This window comes from Natrialba asiatica DSM 12278 (assembly GCF_000337555.1).
GTDB lineage: Archaea > Halobacteriota > Halobacteria > Halobacteriales > Natrialbaceae > Natrialba > Natrialba asiatica.
Genome location: NZ_AOIO01000027.1, coordinates 1 through 15,769 on the forward strand (window position 1 = coordinate 1; position 15,769 = coordinate 15,769).

General features: G+C 65.4%; 15 protein-coding genes and 1 pseudogene. 10 read left to right on the forward strand and 6 right to left on the reverse strand.

What is annotated here, in order from left to right; genetic code table 11:
- Window positions 1-311: 311 nt before the first annotated feature.
- Window positions 312-2,168, reverse strand: a complete 1,857-nt coding sequence (locus C481_RS10285; RefSeq protein WP_006109136.1) for a rhomboid family intramembrane serine protease — start codon at window positions 2,166-2,168, stop codon at window positions 312-314.
- 143 nt (window positions 2,169-2,311) lie between these two features.
- Between C481_RS10285 and C481_RS10290 the strand changes: the two genes are divergently transcribed.
- Window positions 2,312-2,785, forward strand: coding sequence for an SPW repeat domain-containing protein (locus C481_RS10290; RefSeq protein WP_006109137.1), 474 nt, complete (start codon window positions 2,312-2,314; stop codon window positions 2,783-2,785).
- Window positions 2,786-2,962: 177 nt separating this feature from the next.
- Entirely contained in the window at window positions 2,963-3,247 is a 285-nt protein-coding gene (locus C481_RS10295) for a DNA-directed RNA polymerase subunit L (RefSeq protein ID WP_006109138.1), read from the forward strand.
- Between the two features lie 274 nt (window positions 3,248-3,521).
- On the opposite strand, the gene C481_RS10300 is transcribed toward C481_RS10295, so the two are convergent.
- A complete protein-coding gene (locus C481_RS10300; protein WP_006109139.1) occupies window positions 3,522-4,412 on the reverse strand; it encodes a hypothetical protein in 891 nt (296 codons plus the stop codon).
- Between the two features lie 139 nt (window positions 4,413-4,551).
- Entirely contained in the window at window positions 4,552-5,367 is an 816-nt protein-coding gene (gene hisF / locus C481_RS10305; RefSeq protein ID WP_006109140.1) for an imidazole glycerol phosphate synthase subunit HisF, read from the reverse strand.
- Window positions 5,368-5,483: 116 nt separating this feature from the next.
- Between hisF and C481_RS10310 the strand changes: the two genes are divergently transcribed.
- Entirely contained in the window at window positions 5,484-5,672 is a 189-nt protein-coding gene (locus C481_RS10310; RefSeq protein WP_006109141.1) for a DUF7550 family protein, read from the forward strand.
- Window positions 5,673-5,753: 81 nt separating this feature from the next.
- On the opposite strand, the gene C481_RS10315 is transcribed toward C481_RS10310, so the two are convergent.
- Together C481_RS10315 and C481_RS10320 are read right to left on the reverse strand one after the other, a co-directional pair.
- Entirely contained in the window at window positions 5,754-5,978 is a 225-nt protein-coding gene (locus C481_RS10315) for a ribbon-helix-helix domain-containing protein (protein ID WP_006109142.1), read from the reverse strand.
- Window positions 5,979-6,174: 196 nt separating this feature from the next.
- Entirely contained in the window at window positions 6,175-6,474 is a 300-nt protein-coding gene (locus tag C481_RS10320; RefSeq protein WP_006109143.1) for a hypothetical protein, read from the reverse strand.
- Window positions 6,475-6,745: 271 nt separating this feature from the next.
- On the opposite strand from C481_RS10320, the gene C481_RS10325 reads away from it, so the two are divergent.
- The 3 genes and pseudogenes from C481_RS10325 to menD all read left to right on the forward strand — a co-directional run bounded on the left by C481_RS10325 (window position 6,746) and on the right by menD (window position 10,870).
- Window positions 6,746-7,396: a sulfite oxidase-like oxidoreductase gene (locus C481_RS10325; RefSeq protein ID WP_006109144.1), complete on the forward strand. Its 651-nt coding sequence runs from the start codon at window positions 6,746-6,748 to the stop codon at window positions 7,394-7,396.
- A 32-nt stretch (window positions 7,397-7,428) separates the two neighbouring features.
- Window positions 7,429-8,967 (forward strand): isochorismate synthase, encoded by a 1,539-nt coding sequence (locus tag C481_RS10330; RefSeq protein ID WP_006109145.1) that lies wholly within the window; start codon window positions 7,429-7,431, stop codon window positions 8,965-8,967.
- Window positions 8,964-10,870, forward strand: a pseudogene (gene menD, locus C481_RS10335) (2-succinyl-5-enolpyruvyl-6-hydroxy-3-cyclohexene-1-carboxylic-acid synthase). Before C481_RS10330 ends, menD begins: the two are co-directional and overlap by 4 nt.
- Here the strand turns inward: menD and C481_RS10340 are convergent.
- On the reverse strand, window positions 10,859-11,845 hold the full coding sequence (locus C481_RS10340; RefSeq protein WP_006109146.1) for a J domain-containing protein: 987 nt from the start codon (window positions 11,843-11,845) through the stop codon (window positions 10,859-10,861). The pseudogene menD and the gene C481_RS10340 sit on opposite strands and share 12 nt — an antisense overlap.
- Window positions 11,846-12,067: 222 nt before the next feature.
- On the opposite strand from C481_RS10340, the gene bioB reads away from it, so the two are divergent.
- The 4 genes from bioB to C481_RS10360 all read left to right on the forward strand — a co-directional run.
- A complete protein-coding gene (gene bioB / locus C481_RS10345; protein ID WP_006109147.1) occupies window positions 12,068-13,192 on the forward strand; it encodes a biotin synthase BioB in 1,125 nt (374 codons plus the stop codon).
- Window positions 13,193-13,250: 58 nt separating this feature from the next.
- Window positions 13,251-14,279, forward strand: coding sequence for a Gfo/Idh/MocA family oxidoreductase (locus tag C481_RS10350; protein WP_006109148.1), 1,029 nt, complete (start codon window positions 13,251-13,253; stop codon window positions 14,277-14,279).
- Window positions 14,280-14,289: 10 nt separating this feature from the next.
- Entirely contained in the window at window positions 14,290-15,531 is a 1,242-nt protein-coding gene (locus tag C481_RS10355; protein WP_006109149.1) for an aminotransferase class I/II-fold pyridoxal phosphate-dependent enzyme, read from the forward strand.
- Window positions 15,528-15,769 (forward strand): AAA family ATPase (locus tag C481_RS10360; RefSeq protein ID WP_006109150.1); only part of this gene is annotated, 242 nt, incomplete at its 3' end. The genes C481_RS10355 and C481_RS10360, both read left to right, overlap by 4 nt.

Sequence of the window (15,769 nt, forward strand, 5' to 3'; positions counted from 1 at the left end):
CGCTCAGAGATGTGTATAAGAGACAGGTTCGAATACCGAACTGACCGACCCAGACCGGCCGGACATCACCGCTCTCGACGGGTCTGTGCCGATTGCACGCAGCGAACGACGCTGTAGTCACTCCCAACGGCGTGAAACGTCCACGTACGGGCGAGTGTTCCGTCTCGACGACTGTGTGGCCTGTGTGGCCGATCTCGGTCCAGTGCCGGCCTGCAGTTACCGCTATCGTCCCGTCTACGTGCGCTGTCGCTGCATTCGTACCAGCTCCCCTCTGCCCTGCCACGCCGCCGTCGAGTGCGAGCCCGCCGTCGTCAGTACTCGTACCGCTCGGCAGCCGCCACCGCCACTTCGGTTCCGTCCACCCTCGCAAAGACCGTGTCACCGACCCGTTCGAACGTGATCCCGCCCGCTTCCGTTATCGCGTTCTCCGCCGGTATCTCCGCCGACGCCGTCGCGCCGGTTTCGATCGACTCGACGCGGAGCCCGAACTCGCCGCCGTCGGTGGTAACCGTCACGGTCCGCTCGGCCAGAATTACTTCGGCACGGGACGAGCCGGACTCGTGGGCGAGCTGGCGCTCGGTTTCCGCGCCGTCTTCCCACAGCCAGATCTGGTAGACGCTCTCGTTGCCGACCGGCGTCCAGCCGGTCCGCTCGACGTGAGCTGTCTCCCGCCATCCGGGGCCACCGACGGTAATCGTTTCTTCGCCCGTCGCATTCAGGTACTCTTTCGTCACCACTTCCTGCCAGAGGTTGTACCGGTCGCTCGAGACGATCACCCCGCTCCCGGCCAGGCTCGAATCGTCGATCATCGCGCCGATCCCGATCCCCGAGACGAGTTCGTTCGTCGCGTTCTCGTCGTACTCGATCGTGTAGCCGCGAATATCGATCCCGGACTGCCCCGGCGCGTCGCCGTCGGTCGCGATCACGCTCGTATTCACCGGAATCGCCATCCCCGCGAGTACCGCGAGTACAAGCACGACGATCATACCCGCCACACCCCGCCGTGTCAGCGCCGACGCCCGCTGTGAGTGTCGGCGTCGACGCCCGGTTGTGACCTCTCGAACGCGCTCGCTCTCGCCCGTCTCGGCGAGTTCGAGCGTCCGCTCGATCCGCGCGTCGGTTTCGCTGTCGCTCGCTGAACTCGACGAGTGTGGCGTCCGCGATGCCGTCTGCGTTCCCCGCCGGCGTGCAAGCCAGCGATCGAGCCGTTCGGGGAGGATCGGCCGGTCCGAAGCGGTCAGCGCGAGGGTGATGACGAGGGCGAGCACGGTGATGATCACGATGCCGGGTCCGCGAAGGAGGAAGTAGGTGTTGCCCTCGCCGTACCAGTAGATCTGCCAGAGCCCTTTGGAGAACGCCACGAGAAGGACGGCAACCCAGACGTGGAGGGGATCGGGGCGCGTGTCGCGACGGGCGAGGAGGATCATGCCGAGGACGAGTCCGATGAAGAACCCGAGTGCGTGGCCCTGGATCGCGATGCCGGCCCACGACGGTGCCGTCGGCGGACTCGGCGTTGCGGTGTAGCGAAAGATCGGTTCCTGAAGCGTTCGCCAGACCGTTAGCACCACGCCCTGGAACCCGATTGCGGCGATGAGCGTCCGAATCGGATACTGGACGATCGCAAACCCCATGAACGCGAAGACGACGCCGGAAAAGCCGATCACTGGACCCAGGGCGAAGAGACTCGTGACCAGCCCGACGGCGATCACGGCAAGCGGAAACCAGACGATCGCTCGAATCCACGGCGTCCGCCACAGGGATTGCCACGTCCCATCCTGTCGAGTTCGCGCTCGGTCGCTCGGATAGTGTCCCCAGGCGAACTCGGCGATCGGTGCAACGGCGGCCGTTCCGGCCAGATTCGAGATGAGGTGGCTCGGGCTAGCGTGGGCGAACGGCGCCGTAAGCATGCCGACCGGCGAAAAGTACGACCAGGCGCGATACGGAACCGTGACCGGTTCTGCCGGATCGGTCAGTCCGTCCTGCACGAACAGGTAGACGGCGAGGACGACAGCAATCACGATGAGTGTCCCCCACGGGACGCCAAAGAGCAACCGGGACCGGAGGCTGTCGCGCCAGCGCCGGTCGGGTTGGAGTCGGCTGACGACGCCGACCGAGAGCGCAAGCGTCGCCAAGACGATCCCCGCAACGGCGGCCGTGAACGGACGCATATGCCAGTGGTTCGACCGTGATCGTATAGTGGTTACTTTCCCTTTCGCCACTGCTTTACTCTCACAGTCGGTTGCTGCCGATACTCTCCCGACAGACGCAGGCACTGCCGTTTTATCCGAACGACAACTACTTCACACGAGTCATGAGCAACACTCCATCCGATAGTCCGACCGACCGCGGTACGAGCACCGGCACTGACACCGATACGAACGCAGGCACTACCCGCAACCGAAACGTCCTCAATACGGACGCGATGCAGTGGCTGAGTGCCCTTGTTGCCCTCGTCGGTCTGTGGCTTGTCGCCTCACCGTTCCTCCTCGAGTCCACGGACGCGGCGATCTGGAACGACACGCTCGTCGGCACCGGCATCTTCCTCCTCGCGGGATACAACTTCTACCGGCTCACCAGAGACCGACTGGCAAACGTCAGCCTCGCCTCGCTGACGGTGCTGCTCGGCCTCTGGATCGCTATCTCCCCGGCCGTCATCGAGATGGGGAGCAGCGAACTCGCGACGAGTACCACCCTCTCCGGAATCGCCGTCGCAGCACTCTCCGCCTACAACGCCTACGCAAACAGCAACGCTGACGCGCCCGAACGCGCACGAACGCGAGCCTAACGCCATTCGTGCGCCCCGTGTCAGACGCGTTTTCTTTCTTCTTTCAGTCGCCTCCATCACCACCACCATCACGTCCCATCAGGCGACTGCGTACTCGCGGCTCCGCCTCGAGACCACGACCAACAGCTACCGTACCGCTTCGAAAGGTACAAGCAACTGACGGCCGGATACCCGTCTATGGAACTGCGGGTCACCGAGAGCAGCGAGGACGAACTCTCCATCGAAATCGCCGGCGAGGACCACACGTTCATGAACGTCCTCAAAGGATCACTGCTCGAACACGACGACGTGAGCGCGGCAACCTACGACGTCAACCCCGAGCAGTCGGGTGGACAAACCGAACCGATTCTGACGATCAAGACCGAAAGCGGCGTCGACCCGCTTGAGGCCCTCGAAGACGCCGCGGTCGACGTTCGCGAAAAAGCCGTTTCGTTCCGCGACGCGTTCGAAACCGCGGCCTAACGTCGCTTAGAACGAACGACTTTGCCGTTCGAATCTCCCTGCCTCTCCCTTTCCGTCTCGTCTCTCAGTTGGCGACTTGAACCGCGCCTCCATCGCACGCCGTGACTTTCAAGGCCGTCATAACCGTATGACTCGCGCTTCTCTGACGCGGCGTCACTGAGGCGGTCTGCTGTACCGATTTCCCGACGCACCCGCAGGACGGGTCGTGGCTGTGCCGGCACTGACAGCAGTCCGTATGAGATGGCTCCGAGCGACATCTCGAAGCCGAACAGCCTCAACAGGCTGCGTAGGACACGTAAACCGTCCCCTCCGGACCCGCGTGAAGATCGAACCCGTCTGCCGCCACGTCGTACTCGCTCGTTCCCGCTTCGAGAATGCGGATCACCTCGGTCACGTCGCTCGCGAGTTCACCCTCGCCGGTGTCGGCATCGATTGTCGTCTCGAACGGGGCGACGTGGCTGACGACCAGGTCCGTGCGACAGTCGATATTGAACTCGCTGGGATCGGGGAGTTCGCGGTCACGGTCGCCGTCACCGTGTTCGGTTGCGACGAGAACGCGATTGCGGTACTCCGCGTACGCCGCGAGCCCCTCGTCTGGGGCGGGGTCGTCGTCCGTCCGGTTGGCGACGAGGTCGTCGGTCGCGCGCTCCTCGACGGCGTCCAGATTGATGCCGTCGTACTCGGTCCCGTTGCCGGGGGCATCCGGCGGCGACGGGGTGCCGACGCCGGGGAGGATCGACGGTGAGACGATGCCGGAGGCGAATAGCAGGACGACGATGCCGACGACGGCGATGAGCGGCGTGTACGGTTTGGCGACTGCGAACCAGCTCGCCGTTTCGATGGCCTCGTCGACATCGTCGTAGGTCCGTTCCGTCCGTTCGAGGGTCGCGTTTCCACAGCGCGAACAGGGCGGAGTGTTCTTCACGTGGGCGCGGCCACAGTCGGTACACGTCCAGACGTAGGTTGTACCTGTGCCGACGGCCGTCTCGGTGCCCGTCGCCGTGTCGCGACTGCTGTCACTGTCACTCCCAGTGTCGGTATCGCCCGTCTGTTCGCGCTCGTCCCGGCGGACGATCGCCTTCTCGAAGGCGTTGTGTCCGCAGTTGTCGCAGGGTGGATCGTCCTCGGGATGGGGTTTGCCACACCACGTGCACCGCCATTCCATTGTATAAGACGGATTACTACGTTACGATAAGTGTATTGAATCTGAACGGATCGCGTACAGAAGCTGGTACGCAGAAGACGGTGGACGGCCGGTCCGTTCGGGATCGAAGCGAGTGCCCGAAGGGGAACGAGCACCGAACTCAGCGCCGAACCGGAACGCCGTGCTCGTCGAGATACGCCTTCGTCTCCTCGATCGAGTAGTCGCCGAAGTGGAAGATCGACGCCGCGAGCCCGGCGTCCGCGCCGGCGTCGGTGAACACGTCGTACATGTCTTCGGGACCGCCACAGCCCGAGGAAGCGATGACGGGCGTGTCGACGGCGTCGCAGACCGCTTCCGTCAGCGGCAGGTCGTAGCCGTCTTTGGTGCCGTCCTTGTCGATCGAGTTCACGAAGAGTTCGCCCGCGCCGCGGGACTCGGCCTCCGTGGCCCACTCGATCACGTCGATGCCGGTTCCCTCGCGGCCGCCTTTCTTGGTGCATTCGAACCAGCAGGATTCGCCGTCGATCTCGACGTAGTGTTCGCCGCGTTCGTCGAAGCGACGCTTCGCGTCGACGCTGATGACGATGCACTGGTTTCCGAACGCGCGTGCGCCCTCGTTGATGAGTTCGGGTCGTTCGAGCGCGCCGGTCGTGATCGAGACCTTGTCCGCGCCGGCCCGGAGCGTCTCCTTGATGTCCTCGGTCGTCCGAATGCCGCCGCCGACCGTAAGCGGAATGAAGACCTCGTCGGCGACTGCGCGGACGACGTCGAGCATCGTTTCGCGCCCCTCCGCGGAGGCGGTGATGTCGAGGAAGACGAACTCGTCGGCCCCGGATTCGTTGTACGCCTTGGCCATCTCGACGGGATCACCGGTGTACTCTAAGTCCTCGAAGTGGACGCCGGTGTAGACCGCGGGATTCCCGTCCTCGTCCAGATCGACGTCGATACACGGGATGATCCGCTTTGTCAGTGCCATTTCTTACCGGGTGTTGGCTCCCCGGGTAGTAAAGCCGTCTGGATCGGGCGAATGCAGCTGCCGGCTCGCGGCCCGCGATAGCCGTCTTTAAGGATTCGAGCGCCGAACTCGTCGCTATGGCAGACGACACTGACGATGCAGCGGATCACGATTCGGGTGCGGACGTTGGTCACGACCTCGGTGCCGAGCGGACGACGGCGCCGATGAGCGATTACTCCTCGCGCGCAGTCGGGATCGGGTTCCTCGTTCTGATCGTCGGCATCGCTATTTCCATCGGGATTCCGCTCGCAACGACGGGACTGTAGCTGTCTCCCGTAATCGTACCCTCTCGGCCGTTCGCACCCAAAACAGAGTCGTGGTCACTCGTCGAGTGAACGAACAGAGCGTTAAAAGACGTACTCGTCGTCGTGACCCATCATTCCGTCGTCTTCGAGGCCGGTACCGCCGGTCGTCTCCTCTTCGTCCATCGGCCCGCTGGTCTTGTAGGCTTTGATGCCCGTCGACAGGAGGTCCTCGATGGCTTCCTCGCGGTTGACGAACTCGCCTCGCTCGACCATCTGGGCGATCTGCATCTCGAGGTGTTCGGGGATAGTGATCTCTACTTTCGGCATCTGATTCGGCTTTCGGTGAGGGGGTATTTAGGTTTGACGGGGACTCTACAGAACTCGGAATGCGGTTCGTCCGGCCGCCTTCGGGCCGTTCGTCTGAACTCGTCTCGAGGACGCAAACGGCGACTGTCCGGCAGAAGAACGCGTGACGGATGGGGTGAGCCGGTCGGGCGGCTCGAGTGGTAGGGTCGGCGCAGGTCTAGCGGTTGCCCATCATCGAGTCGAGGGCGTTCTTGATCGTCGTTCCGGGCTGGGTAATGCTCTCCAGTTGTTGGCGCATCTTGCGCTGGTTGAAGTAGCTCGCGAACGCCAGGATCGTCGGCGGCCAGAGCCCGATAAACATCCCCCGCTGGCGCTCCCCTCGGAGGAAGAAGTAGTACCACGAGAGACCGACGGACGCCGCGGCCGCGATGAACGCCGGGCCCATCGCCTGTTTTCCGACCGCTTCCGCTGATTCTGCAGGCATCTCCTGTTCTGACATCTGTTGTTTGCTCTCCATACACTATCTCTCTCGACGAGATTGTACTAAGGGGTGGCGAGGGTTTCGAACAGAAGGCCGGACTTGTTCGTCCGAACGCACGCTTTCGAACCGTTCCATCCGTCTCACCGTCGGGTCAATTCGGTATTTCCTCGGCGTCATACTCGGTTTCGATTCGGCGTTCGACTCACCCCGCTCGCTTGCGGCCGTTTCGAACTCGAGACCGACAAGAGGACGGACCCACGACGTGCTGTGTCGTCACACCTACGTCGCTCGGGACGAAAACATGACTATGACTACCGACCGAACAGACGCCGTCGAGAGTTCAGGAGCCACCACGACGGATTCCGACGTTCGAGATACCACCGATCTCTACCACGAGTTCGGCGAGGATCGCGTCCCGGCGGGCCAACGCGAAACCTCGGCGTTTCCGGTGCTCTCGAAGAGCGGGACGCCTGACTGGGACCCCGATACCTGGGAGTTCACCGTCACCGGCGCGGTCGAGACCGAGCTGACGTTCTCGTGGGACGAGTTCCGCGACCTGCCACACGAGACCCAGAAGCAGGACTTTCACTGCGTGACCGGCTGGAGCAAACTCGACTGTGCGTTTACCGGGGTGCCGTTCACCGAACTCGCCGAGCGGGCGGGCGTCGCAGACGACGCCGTCCACGTCATGTTTTCCGCGCTTGACGGCTACACGACGGATCTGCCGCTCGAGGATTGCATGCGCGAGGAAGTCCTGTTCACGTGGGCCTACGACGGCGAGCCGTTGCCCGCGGACCACGGCGGTCCGCTCCGCGTGGTTACGCCGCACAGGTACGCCTACAAGGGGGCGAAGTGGGTCGACGGCGTCGAGTTCCTCACGGAACCGGAACTGGGCTACTGGGAACGGCGCGGCTACTCCGAAACGGCGAACCCGTGGCGAGAGGAGCGATATAGTTAGGCTGAAGGCGCGCCGGTCCCGAACTGTGGTCGATGAATCGTACGTCGGGCGATGGGCAGCTGCCGGGGACAGTTGACCGGGAGGGCACGGGCGAGGCCGACACCAACGCCGGCGCCGATGCTGGTGCCGATGCGGATATCGGTACAGACGCCGGGTCGAACTCCCGTTCTCCTCCCGCGCCGGCTCTCACCCCATCGTCTCTCCATAGCTGTAGTCGTGAACTCGCAGACGTTTCCTTCGGTGCGATCCTGGATACCGACGACGAGGCTCGCATCCAGTGGGCCACCCCCGACGGATTGGAGGTCGTCGGCCGCGGCGTCGCCGCCCGATTTACCGCGCGCGGCCCGGACCGGTTCGAGACTGTCCGCAAACAGGCCGAGAGGACGTTCGCCGAACTCGATCACGACGGTCCGACTGTCGCCCGTCCACGCGCATTCGGCGGGCTCTCCTTTCACGATAGTCACGACGGCCGTGACAACCGCGGCCGCGACACCGATACCGCTTCGAATACGCCCTGGAGCGGTTTTGCTGCCGCCTCATTCGTCGTCCCTCGCGTTCTCGTCACCCGCTGTGACGAGACCACCTGGCTCACCGCCGTCGCCCGCGACGCCGAAACGGCCACCGAGCGGTTGCACTCGTGGCACGATCGCCTGGCCGATTTCCCGGCGATGCGTCCGAGCGGGTCGGCCCCCGGCGTCGCCGCAACCGAACGGACGACTTCGCCCGCGGCGTGGACCGACCAGGTCGAACGCGCACTCCAGCGCATCGAGACGACGGCGCTCACGAAGGTCGTTCTCGCCCAGTCGCTGTCGGTTTCGCTCGAGGAATCCATCGACGTACCGGCGACGCTCGAACGCCTGCGCCGGCAGTATCCGAACTGCTACCGGTTCCTCGTCGATCACGACGCCGATGCCAGTGGAACGTTCTTCGGCACACCGCCGGAACGGCTCGTCTCGAAACGCGGCGACCACGTCGAAACCGAGGCACTCGCCGGCTCCGCTCCCCGCGGCGAGACGCCCGAAGCCGACGAGGAGTTCGCCGACCGACTCCGGGACAGCGAGAAGGTCCAGCACGAACACGGCCTCGTCGCCGACGCGATCCGCGAACAGTTGACGCCGCTTGCACGCAAATTAACGATCGACGAGCAGACCGTTCGTCGACTCGCAACGATCCAGCACCTGCAGACGCCGATCGACGCGACCCTCGACGGCGACCGTCACGTCCTCGAACTCGTCGAGACGCTCCACCCGACCCCCGCAGTCGGCGGCATGCCGCCCGAGGCGGCCTGGGAGACGATCCGCGAGACGGAGACCTTCGACCGCGGCTGGTACGCCGCGCCGATCGGCTGGTTCGATGGAGACGGTGACGGCGAGTTCGCGGTCGGTCTCCGGTCGGGCGTCGCGACCGACGAGACGGTTACGCTCTTTGCGGGCAACGGCCTCGTCGCCGACAGCGATCCCGCGGCCGAGTGGAACGAGGTACAGTTGAAATTCCGGCCGATTTTGGACGAGTTACAGCCTGCGGGCGCGGACGGGATCGAGGACATCACCGGCGATGTGCACTCGCAATGAGCGCACCCAACCGCGCGACCCTCTGGGGCCGCATCCTCGTCGACGAACTCGCTGCGGGCGGGCTGGAGGCGGTCTGTCTCGCCCCCGGAAGTCGATCGACGCCGCTGACGGTCGCGTTCGCCGAGCACCCCGATATCGAGGTCTATTCGCACATAGACGAGCGGTCGGCGGCGTTCTTCGCCCTCGGGCGCGCCCGGCGCACCGGCGAGCCGACGGCGCTGGTCTGTACCTCCGGGACGGCAGCCGCGAACTTCCACCCGGCGGTAATCGAGGCCGATCAGGCCCGCGTGCCGATGCTCGTCCTCACGGCCGACCGGCCGCCTGAACTCCGCGATAGCGGTGCAAACCAGACGGTCGATCAGATCGGACTCTACGGCGACGCCGTGCGCTGGCACGTCGACCTTCCGCTTCCGGAAGCCAGCGAGCGAACGGCCCGCAGCCTCCGTACGACGGCCGCCCGCGCGCTGCTCGAGACGACGGGGGCCGAACCCGGTCCCGTTCACCTCAACTGTCCTTTCCGTAAACCGCTCGACCCGATCGAGACGACCGGAAACGAGGCCGTTCCCGACGAGTTCGCCGAGACGCTGGCCGGGGCGGGGCGGGACGGTCCGTTCGTCGAGACCACGCAGCCAGAGAGACGGCACGCGAGCGGAACTGATACCGGTGGTGGTGCCGGTACGCTCGATACCCTTCGAACCGCACTCGAAACCGCCGACCGTCCGCTGATCGTGGCCGGCCCCGCCGATCCGGCGATGCCGTCGTCGCTCGATCCCGCGGATGTCGTCGCCGTCGCCGATGCGGTCGGCGCGCCGGTGCTCGCGGATCCGCTGTCGAACGTCCGATTCGGGCCGCACGTCGATCCCGTCGGAGCCGCGTCGTCCGAAGGCAGGACGATCTACGGTGGGTACGACGGCTATATCGGCGCTCTAACGGCCCCAGACCCGGATTCGGACTCGAACTCAAACTCGGAACCGGACCCCGAACCGAAACCGGACGTCGTCGTCCGGTTCGGTGCCTCGCCGACCTCGAAGCGGCTCCGTCACGCGCTGCGAGACGCCGACGCGCGCCAGTTCCTGCTCGATCCCGTCGGCGCGTGGCGCGAGGCGACGTTCACGGCCACCGACCTTCTCGCCGCCTCGCCCGGCTCTGTCTTCGAGAGTCTCGCAGCGTCTCTCGGGGAGTCCACCACCGCGAACCGCTGGCGGGCGCGATTCGACGCAGCAGAGCGGACCCACTGGGATCTCCGCGACGACGCGTGTACGACGGGCTCGCTCGAATCCGACCCGTTCGAGGGTGCCATCCTCGCATCGGTCTTCAAGGTCGCTCCCGATCCGGCGACGATCTTCGTCTCGAACAGCATGCCCGTTCGGGACGCCGATCGGTTCGCCCGCCCACGACCGGCCGACCTGACCGTGCTCGCAAACCGTGGCGCGAGCGGCATCGACGGCATCACGANATCACGAGTTCGGCGCTCGGTGCCGGCAGTGCGACCGACGACCCGCTCGTCCTCGTGACCGGAGACCTCGCGTTCTATCACGATTCGAACGGACTCCTCGCGCTCGAGCGCTGCGGCGTCGACGCGACGATCGTCCTGCTGGACAACGACGGCGGCGGCATCTTCCACGAACTCCCGATCGAGGCGGTCGATCCGCCGTTCACGTCGCAGTTCAAAACGCCCCACGGCCTCGCGTTCGACGCGCTCGAAGAACTGTACGATTTCGAGTTCGAGCGCGTCGAGCCGGCCGCGTTCGAGGGTGCTTATCGACGGTCGCTCGCGAGCGACGGGACGCAGGTGCTGTTAGTTTCGTTCGATGCGGACGCGAGCCACCGGCGGCGAGCTGAACTCGACGACCGAGTGCGAACTGCGGTCGCGGGGATGGAGGGAGACGGCTCAGGGCCGTAGGGCCCACCAAACCACGACCGCGTAGCCGAAGGGGACCCACACGAACGCGAGGGTGAGGGCCCCGTAGATCGATCCGAGTGCGAGCGGGACCGCATCTATTGTGGTCACGCCGGCCGGTACGAGCACGCTCCAGCAGCCAAAGACGGCGGTTGCGATCCGCGGCATCGTCAGCAGATAGCCGACGAGGCAGAGCGTACACGCTGCAACGATTCCGTTAACGAACGGCGAGAACACCGGTGTCAGGCTCGCGTACACGAACAACGGATACAGCGCCCAGAGACAGGCGATCGTCACGACGGTCTGCTGGTCCAGCGATCGACCGTCCCACTCGAGTTCGATTCCGTCATCCCAATCGTGGACGGCGTACTGGAACGCGGCGTCAGAATCGGAGTCCGAGTTCGACTCCGGTTCGGCGTCACTCCCGGCTGCACTCGTCTCCGTCTGTTCGGTCGTGTGAGTGCGAGTTTGCGATCGACGTGACCGTGATCGCGCGTTCGAACTCGTCGTACTCGCGTCCGTCCTCGACCGAGCGTTACTCCAGCCTTCCTCACGCGCGGCCTGCTGGCGAACCTCTTCGAACGACCAGTCTCGGGTCGAACGAGCGTCTCCCGTTTCTCGCCGTGCGTCGCCTGACGCCGATCGTGGCCCGGATCGCCGTGTTTGACTCGTTCGCGACCCACGGGTGCGCTCGTTCGCTGAACTCGAGTCCGTGTGTGCCGCAGTTGCCCCACGCTCGGCCGAGTGCTGAGTCGCCTGTACGTAGGTCTCGTGTCCGAGTCGGTCGTACCGCGCCCGCTCGGTTTCGTCGGTAAGGACGGATCTGGCCGTCGCGACCCGCTGGAATTGCTCGGTAGCGTCGGGGTCGTCACTGTGGTCCGGATGGGTCTCGAAGACGCGCTCGCGGTAGGCCGCCTCGAGTTCATCCTGCGTCGCGTCGGTCGAAACCCCGAGCACGTCGTAGTACGTCTCGACCACTGCCCGGCAGTAGCGTGTCAGGTATCAAATATGTACTGGATAGCACTCGACGTCTCCGTTCTGCACGTGGTTCATCGAAGCTCTCGAGCGGCCGTTTTCGAACGAATAAATGAGTAATCGCTATATAGAATTGCGGCTGACTCGATCACTACTGCATCTTCGGCCGAGATGCTCGCGACAGTCACCGAAACTATTACCTCTCCGTAAACTACCTAGGATTCTGTGGTTTACGAGACTGGAAACCGAACGGTCGACGAGGCGGTCGCCACCGTCCTCGCCGGCGGTGAACTCGACCGGACCGAGGCGCTTGCCCTCATTGCTCAGCCGGTCGACGTGCTCGCACCGGCGGCGGACGCCGTCCGGGCACACTTCGGTGACGGCACGGTCGACGCTTGTAGTATCGTCAACGCGAAGGCGGGGAACTGTGCGGAGGACTGCGGGTTCTGCGCGCAGTCGGTTCACTTCGATACCGGGATCGACACCTACGGTCTCCTCGATCCGGACCGAATCCTTGCCGCGGCAAAGCGAGCGGAGCGGGACGGCGCACAGCGGTTCGGCATCGTCGTCGCCGAGAAAGGCGTGAGCAAGGAGAACCGCCCGGAGGAGTGGGCGAACGTAATCCGTGCGATCCGTCTCGTCCGCGACGAGACCGCAGTCGAGGCCGATGCGAGCCTGGGAATACTCACCGAGGAGGAAGCCGAAGTCCTGGCCGAGGAAGGGATCGAACACTACAATCACAACATCGAGACCGCCCCCAGATACTTCCCCGAGATCGTCTCGACGCATTCCTTCGAAGATCGGGTGAAGACGCTCGAACGCGCGAAGGCAGCGGGAATGGACCTCTGTGCCGGCGTCATTCTCGGCATGGGCGAAGCGCCGACGGACCGGGTGGACGCCGCGCTCGCGCTCCGGGATATCGGCATTTCGTCGCTTCCGGTGAACGTTCTCAACCCCGTTGCGGGAACCTCGCTTGGTGACGAGTTCGGCGAGTCGGCGGCGATTACGTCGACGGAGATCATCAAGACGATCGCCGTCTATCGGCTGTTACATCCGCGCACACGAGTTCGGCTGACGGGTGGTCGCGAGGTCAATCTCGACCGGGACGAGCAGCACCGGCCCTTCGAAGCCGGGGCTAACGGGATACTGACCGGGGACTACCTCACGACCGAGGGGCAGTCTCCCGGTGACGACCTCGAGATCGTCGAGCGGGCCGGTCTGCGGCCGAACACGGCGGTCAACGAGTTCGATCCCGAGGCGGTCAAATCGCGGTCCGGGGCGGACGACGATGAGGAGGGAGCGACGACGGCGGCCGCGAGCGCGACGAGCAATGCCGAAATGAGCGATTGACTGTCGATGACCGAACTGCTAGACGAACACACAACCACTGCACAATCACGACGCGACGATGGACGAAATCAGATTCGCGGTACTGGGAACGGGAGGTATCGGCCGACGAACGCTCGAGGTATCGACGTACAGGGACGGGTTGACGCCGGTTGCAGCCTGCGACCGTCACGGCGTCGCGATCGATCACGACGGGCTCGACGTGGACGAACTGCTCGCCGCCACGGAGGGGAACATCGCGTCCGACGGGGGCGTCACCCGGGTTAAGGAAACCGGTGAGCAGAAAGGTGTTGCGGCCTCGACGCAGGCAGACCAGACTGCGACCCCGATCGATGATATCATCGCCGAGAGCGACGCCGTCGATGCGGTCCTAATCGCACTCCCGAATTTCGAGCACGAGTTCATCCCGAAGGTTGCGGACCGGTTCGTCGAAGCCGACTATTCGGGCGTTCTGGTGGACGTGCTCAAGCGCTCGCGGGTCATCGGCATGCTCGACGAGCGCGCCGACGCGTTCGCGGAGTGTGGCCTCACGTTCGTTTGCGGGGCCGGCGCGACGCCGGGGCTGCTGACGGGCGCGGCGGCGCTTGCCGCCCAGTCGTTCGTCGAAGTCGAGGCGGTCGACATCTGGTGGGGCGTCGGACTCAAATCCGGCTACGAGGACAACCGCGGCACCGTCCGCGAGGATATCGCGCACTTGCCCGACTACGATCTCGAAACCGTTCGCGAGATGGGAGACGGCGAGATCGAGGCGGTGATCGACGCCCACGACGGCGTGCTCGAGTTCCACGATATGGAACACGCCGACGACGTCTTGCTGGAGCGCGCCGGCATCTGCGAGGCGGCGGACGTGACCGTGGGCGGGGTTCTCGACGTGACCTCGGACGAGAAACCCACGACGACGACCGTCCGAGTGACGGGAACGACGTTCGACGGCGAACGAGGGACCAACACCGTCGAACTGGACGACGACACTAGCATGGCGGCGAACGTCAACGGGCCGGCGCTCGGCTACCTGAAATCCGCCGTTCGGCGGCACCGGGCGGGCGAGTACGGCGTGTTCGGCCCGGCCGAACTCCTGCCGCGATTCTAATGGTCCGACGATGACAGGCGACCCGCACTCGCGAACCGACGGCGAGGCTCCGGAGGACACCTGCGGGTTCGCCCTCGCCGACCGGCTCGCGGCGCGCGACGCTCGCGGTCTCCGCCGGGATCTCCGACCGATCGACCGCGTCGCCGGCCGGGCGCGGATGGCGGCGGACCCGAGACGCGACCGTCCCGTCTACGGCGATGAACAGCTCGTCTTCGGGTCGAACAATTACCTCGGCCTGGCGCGCGACGATCGCGTCGTTCGAGCCGCGCGGAAGGCGGCCGCCGCGGTCGGAACCGGCGCGGGCGCGAGCCGTCTCGTGACCGGGGACACGGGCCTCCACCGCGCGCTGGAACGCGACCTCGCCGAGACGAAAGGCACCGAGCGCGCCCTCCTCTTCTCCTCCGGGTACGCCGCCAACGTCGGCACCGTCGCGGCGCTCGACCCGGACGTGATCTTCTCCGACGACCTCAACCACGCGAGCATCGTCGACGGCTGTCGGCTCGCCGACGCCGAGACGGTCGTCTACGACCACTGCGATAGCGGGTCGCTGTGCGAGGCGATGGCCGCTCGACAGGACGAGCGCGACGCCGGCGAGTCGTGGCTCGTCGTGACGGATTCGGTGTTCAGCATGGACGGCGACGTGGCACCGCTTTCGGCGATCTGCGACGCGGCCGAACGGCACGAGGCGTGGGTGATGGTCGACGAAGCTCACGCGACCGGCCTCTACGAGGGTGCCGGCATCGTCCAGCGCGAGGGGCTCGGCGACCGAGTACAGGTTCAGGTGGGAACGCTCTCGAAGGCGCTCGCGAGCCAGGGCGGCTACGTCGTCGGAAGCGACCGTCTCGTCGAATACCTGCTCAACGCGGCGCGGTCGTTCGTCTTCTCGACCGGCCTCGCGCCGCCGGCGGTCGGGGCCGCCCGCGAAGCGCTTCGAATCGCGCGCCAGGGGACGCGCCCTGCGCGACTGTGGAACGCCGTCGACCGCCTCCGCGACGGCCTCGAATCGCTCGGGTACGACGTGCTGGGCGAGACGCAGATCCTGCCGGTCGTCGTCGGCGACCGTGACGACGCACTCGCGCTCGCCAACCGGCTTTCGGACCGCGGTATCGTCGCACCGGCGATACGCTCGCCGACGGTGCCCGCGGGGACGAGCCGCATTCGCATCGCACCCACGGCCACGCACGCTGCATCCGAACTCGAGCGCTGTCTGGATGCCTTCGAACTCGCGGGACGGGAGCTGGATCTGGTATGAGTTCCGGGACGAAGACGCCCGAGAACGCGGTCGCCGTCGTCGGAACCGACACCGGCGTCGGCAAGACCGTCGTCACGGCGGGGCTCGTCGGCTGGCTTCGCGAGGAGGGCTACGACGCGCGTGCGGTCAAACCCGTCCAGACCGGGTACCCGCCGGACGACGACGCGGCGTTCGTCGCCGATGCCTGTGGAACCGAGCGGGCGGCGACGTGCTGTCGTCGCCTCGAACCGGCGCTGGC

Coding starts and splice junctions, on each gene's coding strand:
- C481_RS10285 (WP_006109136.1), bottom strand. CDS start 2,168: ATGCGTCCGTTCACGGCCGCCGTTGCGGGGATCGTCTTGGCGACGCTT.
- C481_RS10290 (WP_006109137.1), top strand. CDS start 2,312: ATGAGCAACACTCCATCCGATAGTCCGACCGACCGCGGTACGAGCACC.
- C481_RS10295 (WP_006109138.1), top strand. CDS start 2,963: ATGGAACTGCGGGTCACCGAGAGCAGCGAGGACGAACTCTCCATCGAA.
- C481_RS10300 (WP_006109139.1), bottom strand. CDS start 4,412: ATGGAATGGCGGTGCACGTGGTGTGGCAAACCCCATCCCGAGGACGAT.
- hisF (WP_006109140.1), bottom strand. CDS start 5,367: ATGGCACTGACAAAGCGGATCATCCCGTGTATCGACGTCGATCTGGAC.
- C481_RS10310 (WP_006109141.1), top strand. CDS start 5,484: ATGGCAGACGACACTGACGATGCAGCGGATCACGATTCGGGTGCGGAC.
- C481_RS10315 (WP_006109142.1), bottom strand. CDS start 5,978: ATGCCGAAAGTAGAGATCACTATCCCCGAACACCTCGAGATGCAGATC.
- C481_RS10320 (WP_006109143.1), bottom strand. CDS start 6,474: ATGGAGAGCAAACAACAGATGTCAGAACAGGAGATGCCTGCAGAATCA.
- C481_RS10325 (WP_006109144.1), top strand. CDS start 6,746: ATGACTACCGACCGAACAGACGCCGTCGAGAGTTCAGGAGCCACCACG.
- C481_RS10330 (WP_006109145.1), top strand. CDS start 7,429: ATGAATCGTACGTCGGGCGATGGGCAGCTGCCGGGGACAGTTGACCGG.
- C481_RS10350 (WP_006109148.1), top strand. CDS start 13,251: ATGGACGAAATCAGATTCGCGGTACTGGGAACGGGAGGTATCGGCCGA.
- C481_RS10355 (WP_006109149.1), top strand. CDS start 14,290: ATGACAGGCGACCCGCACTCGCGAACCGACGGCGAGGCTCCGGAGGAC.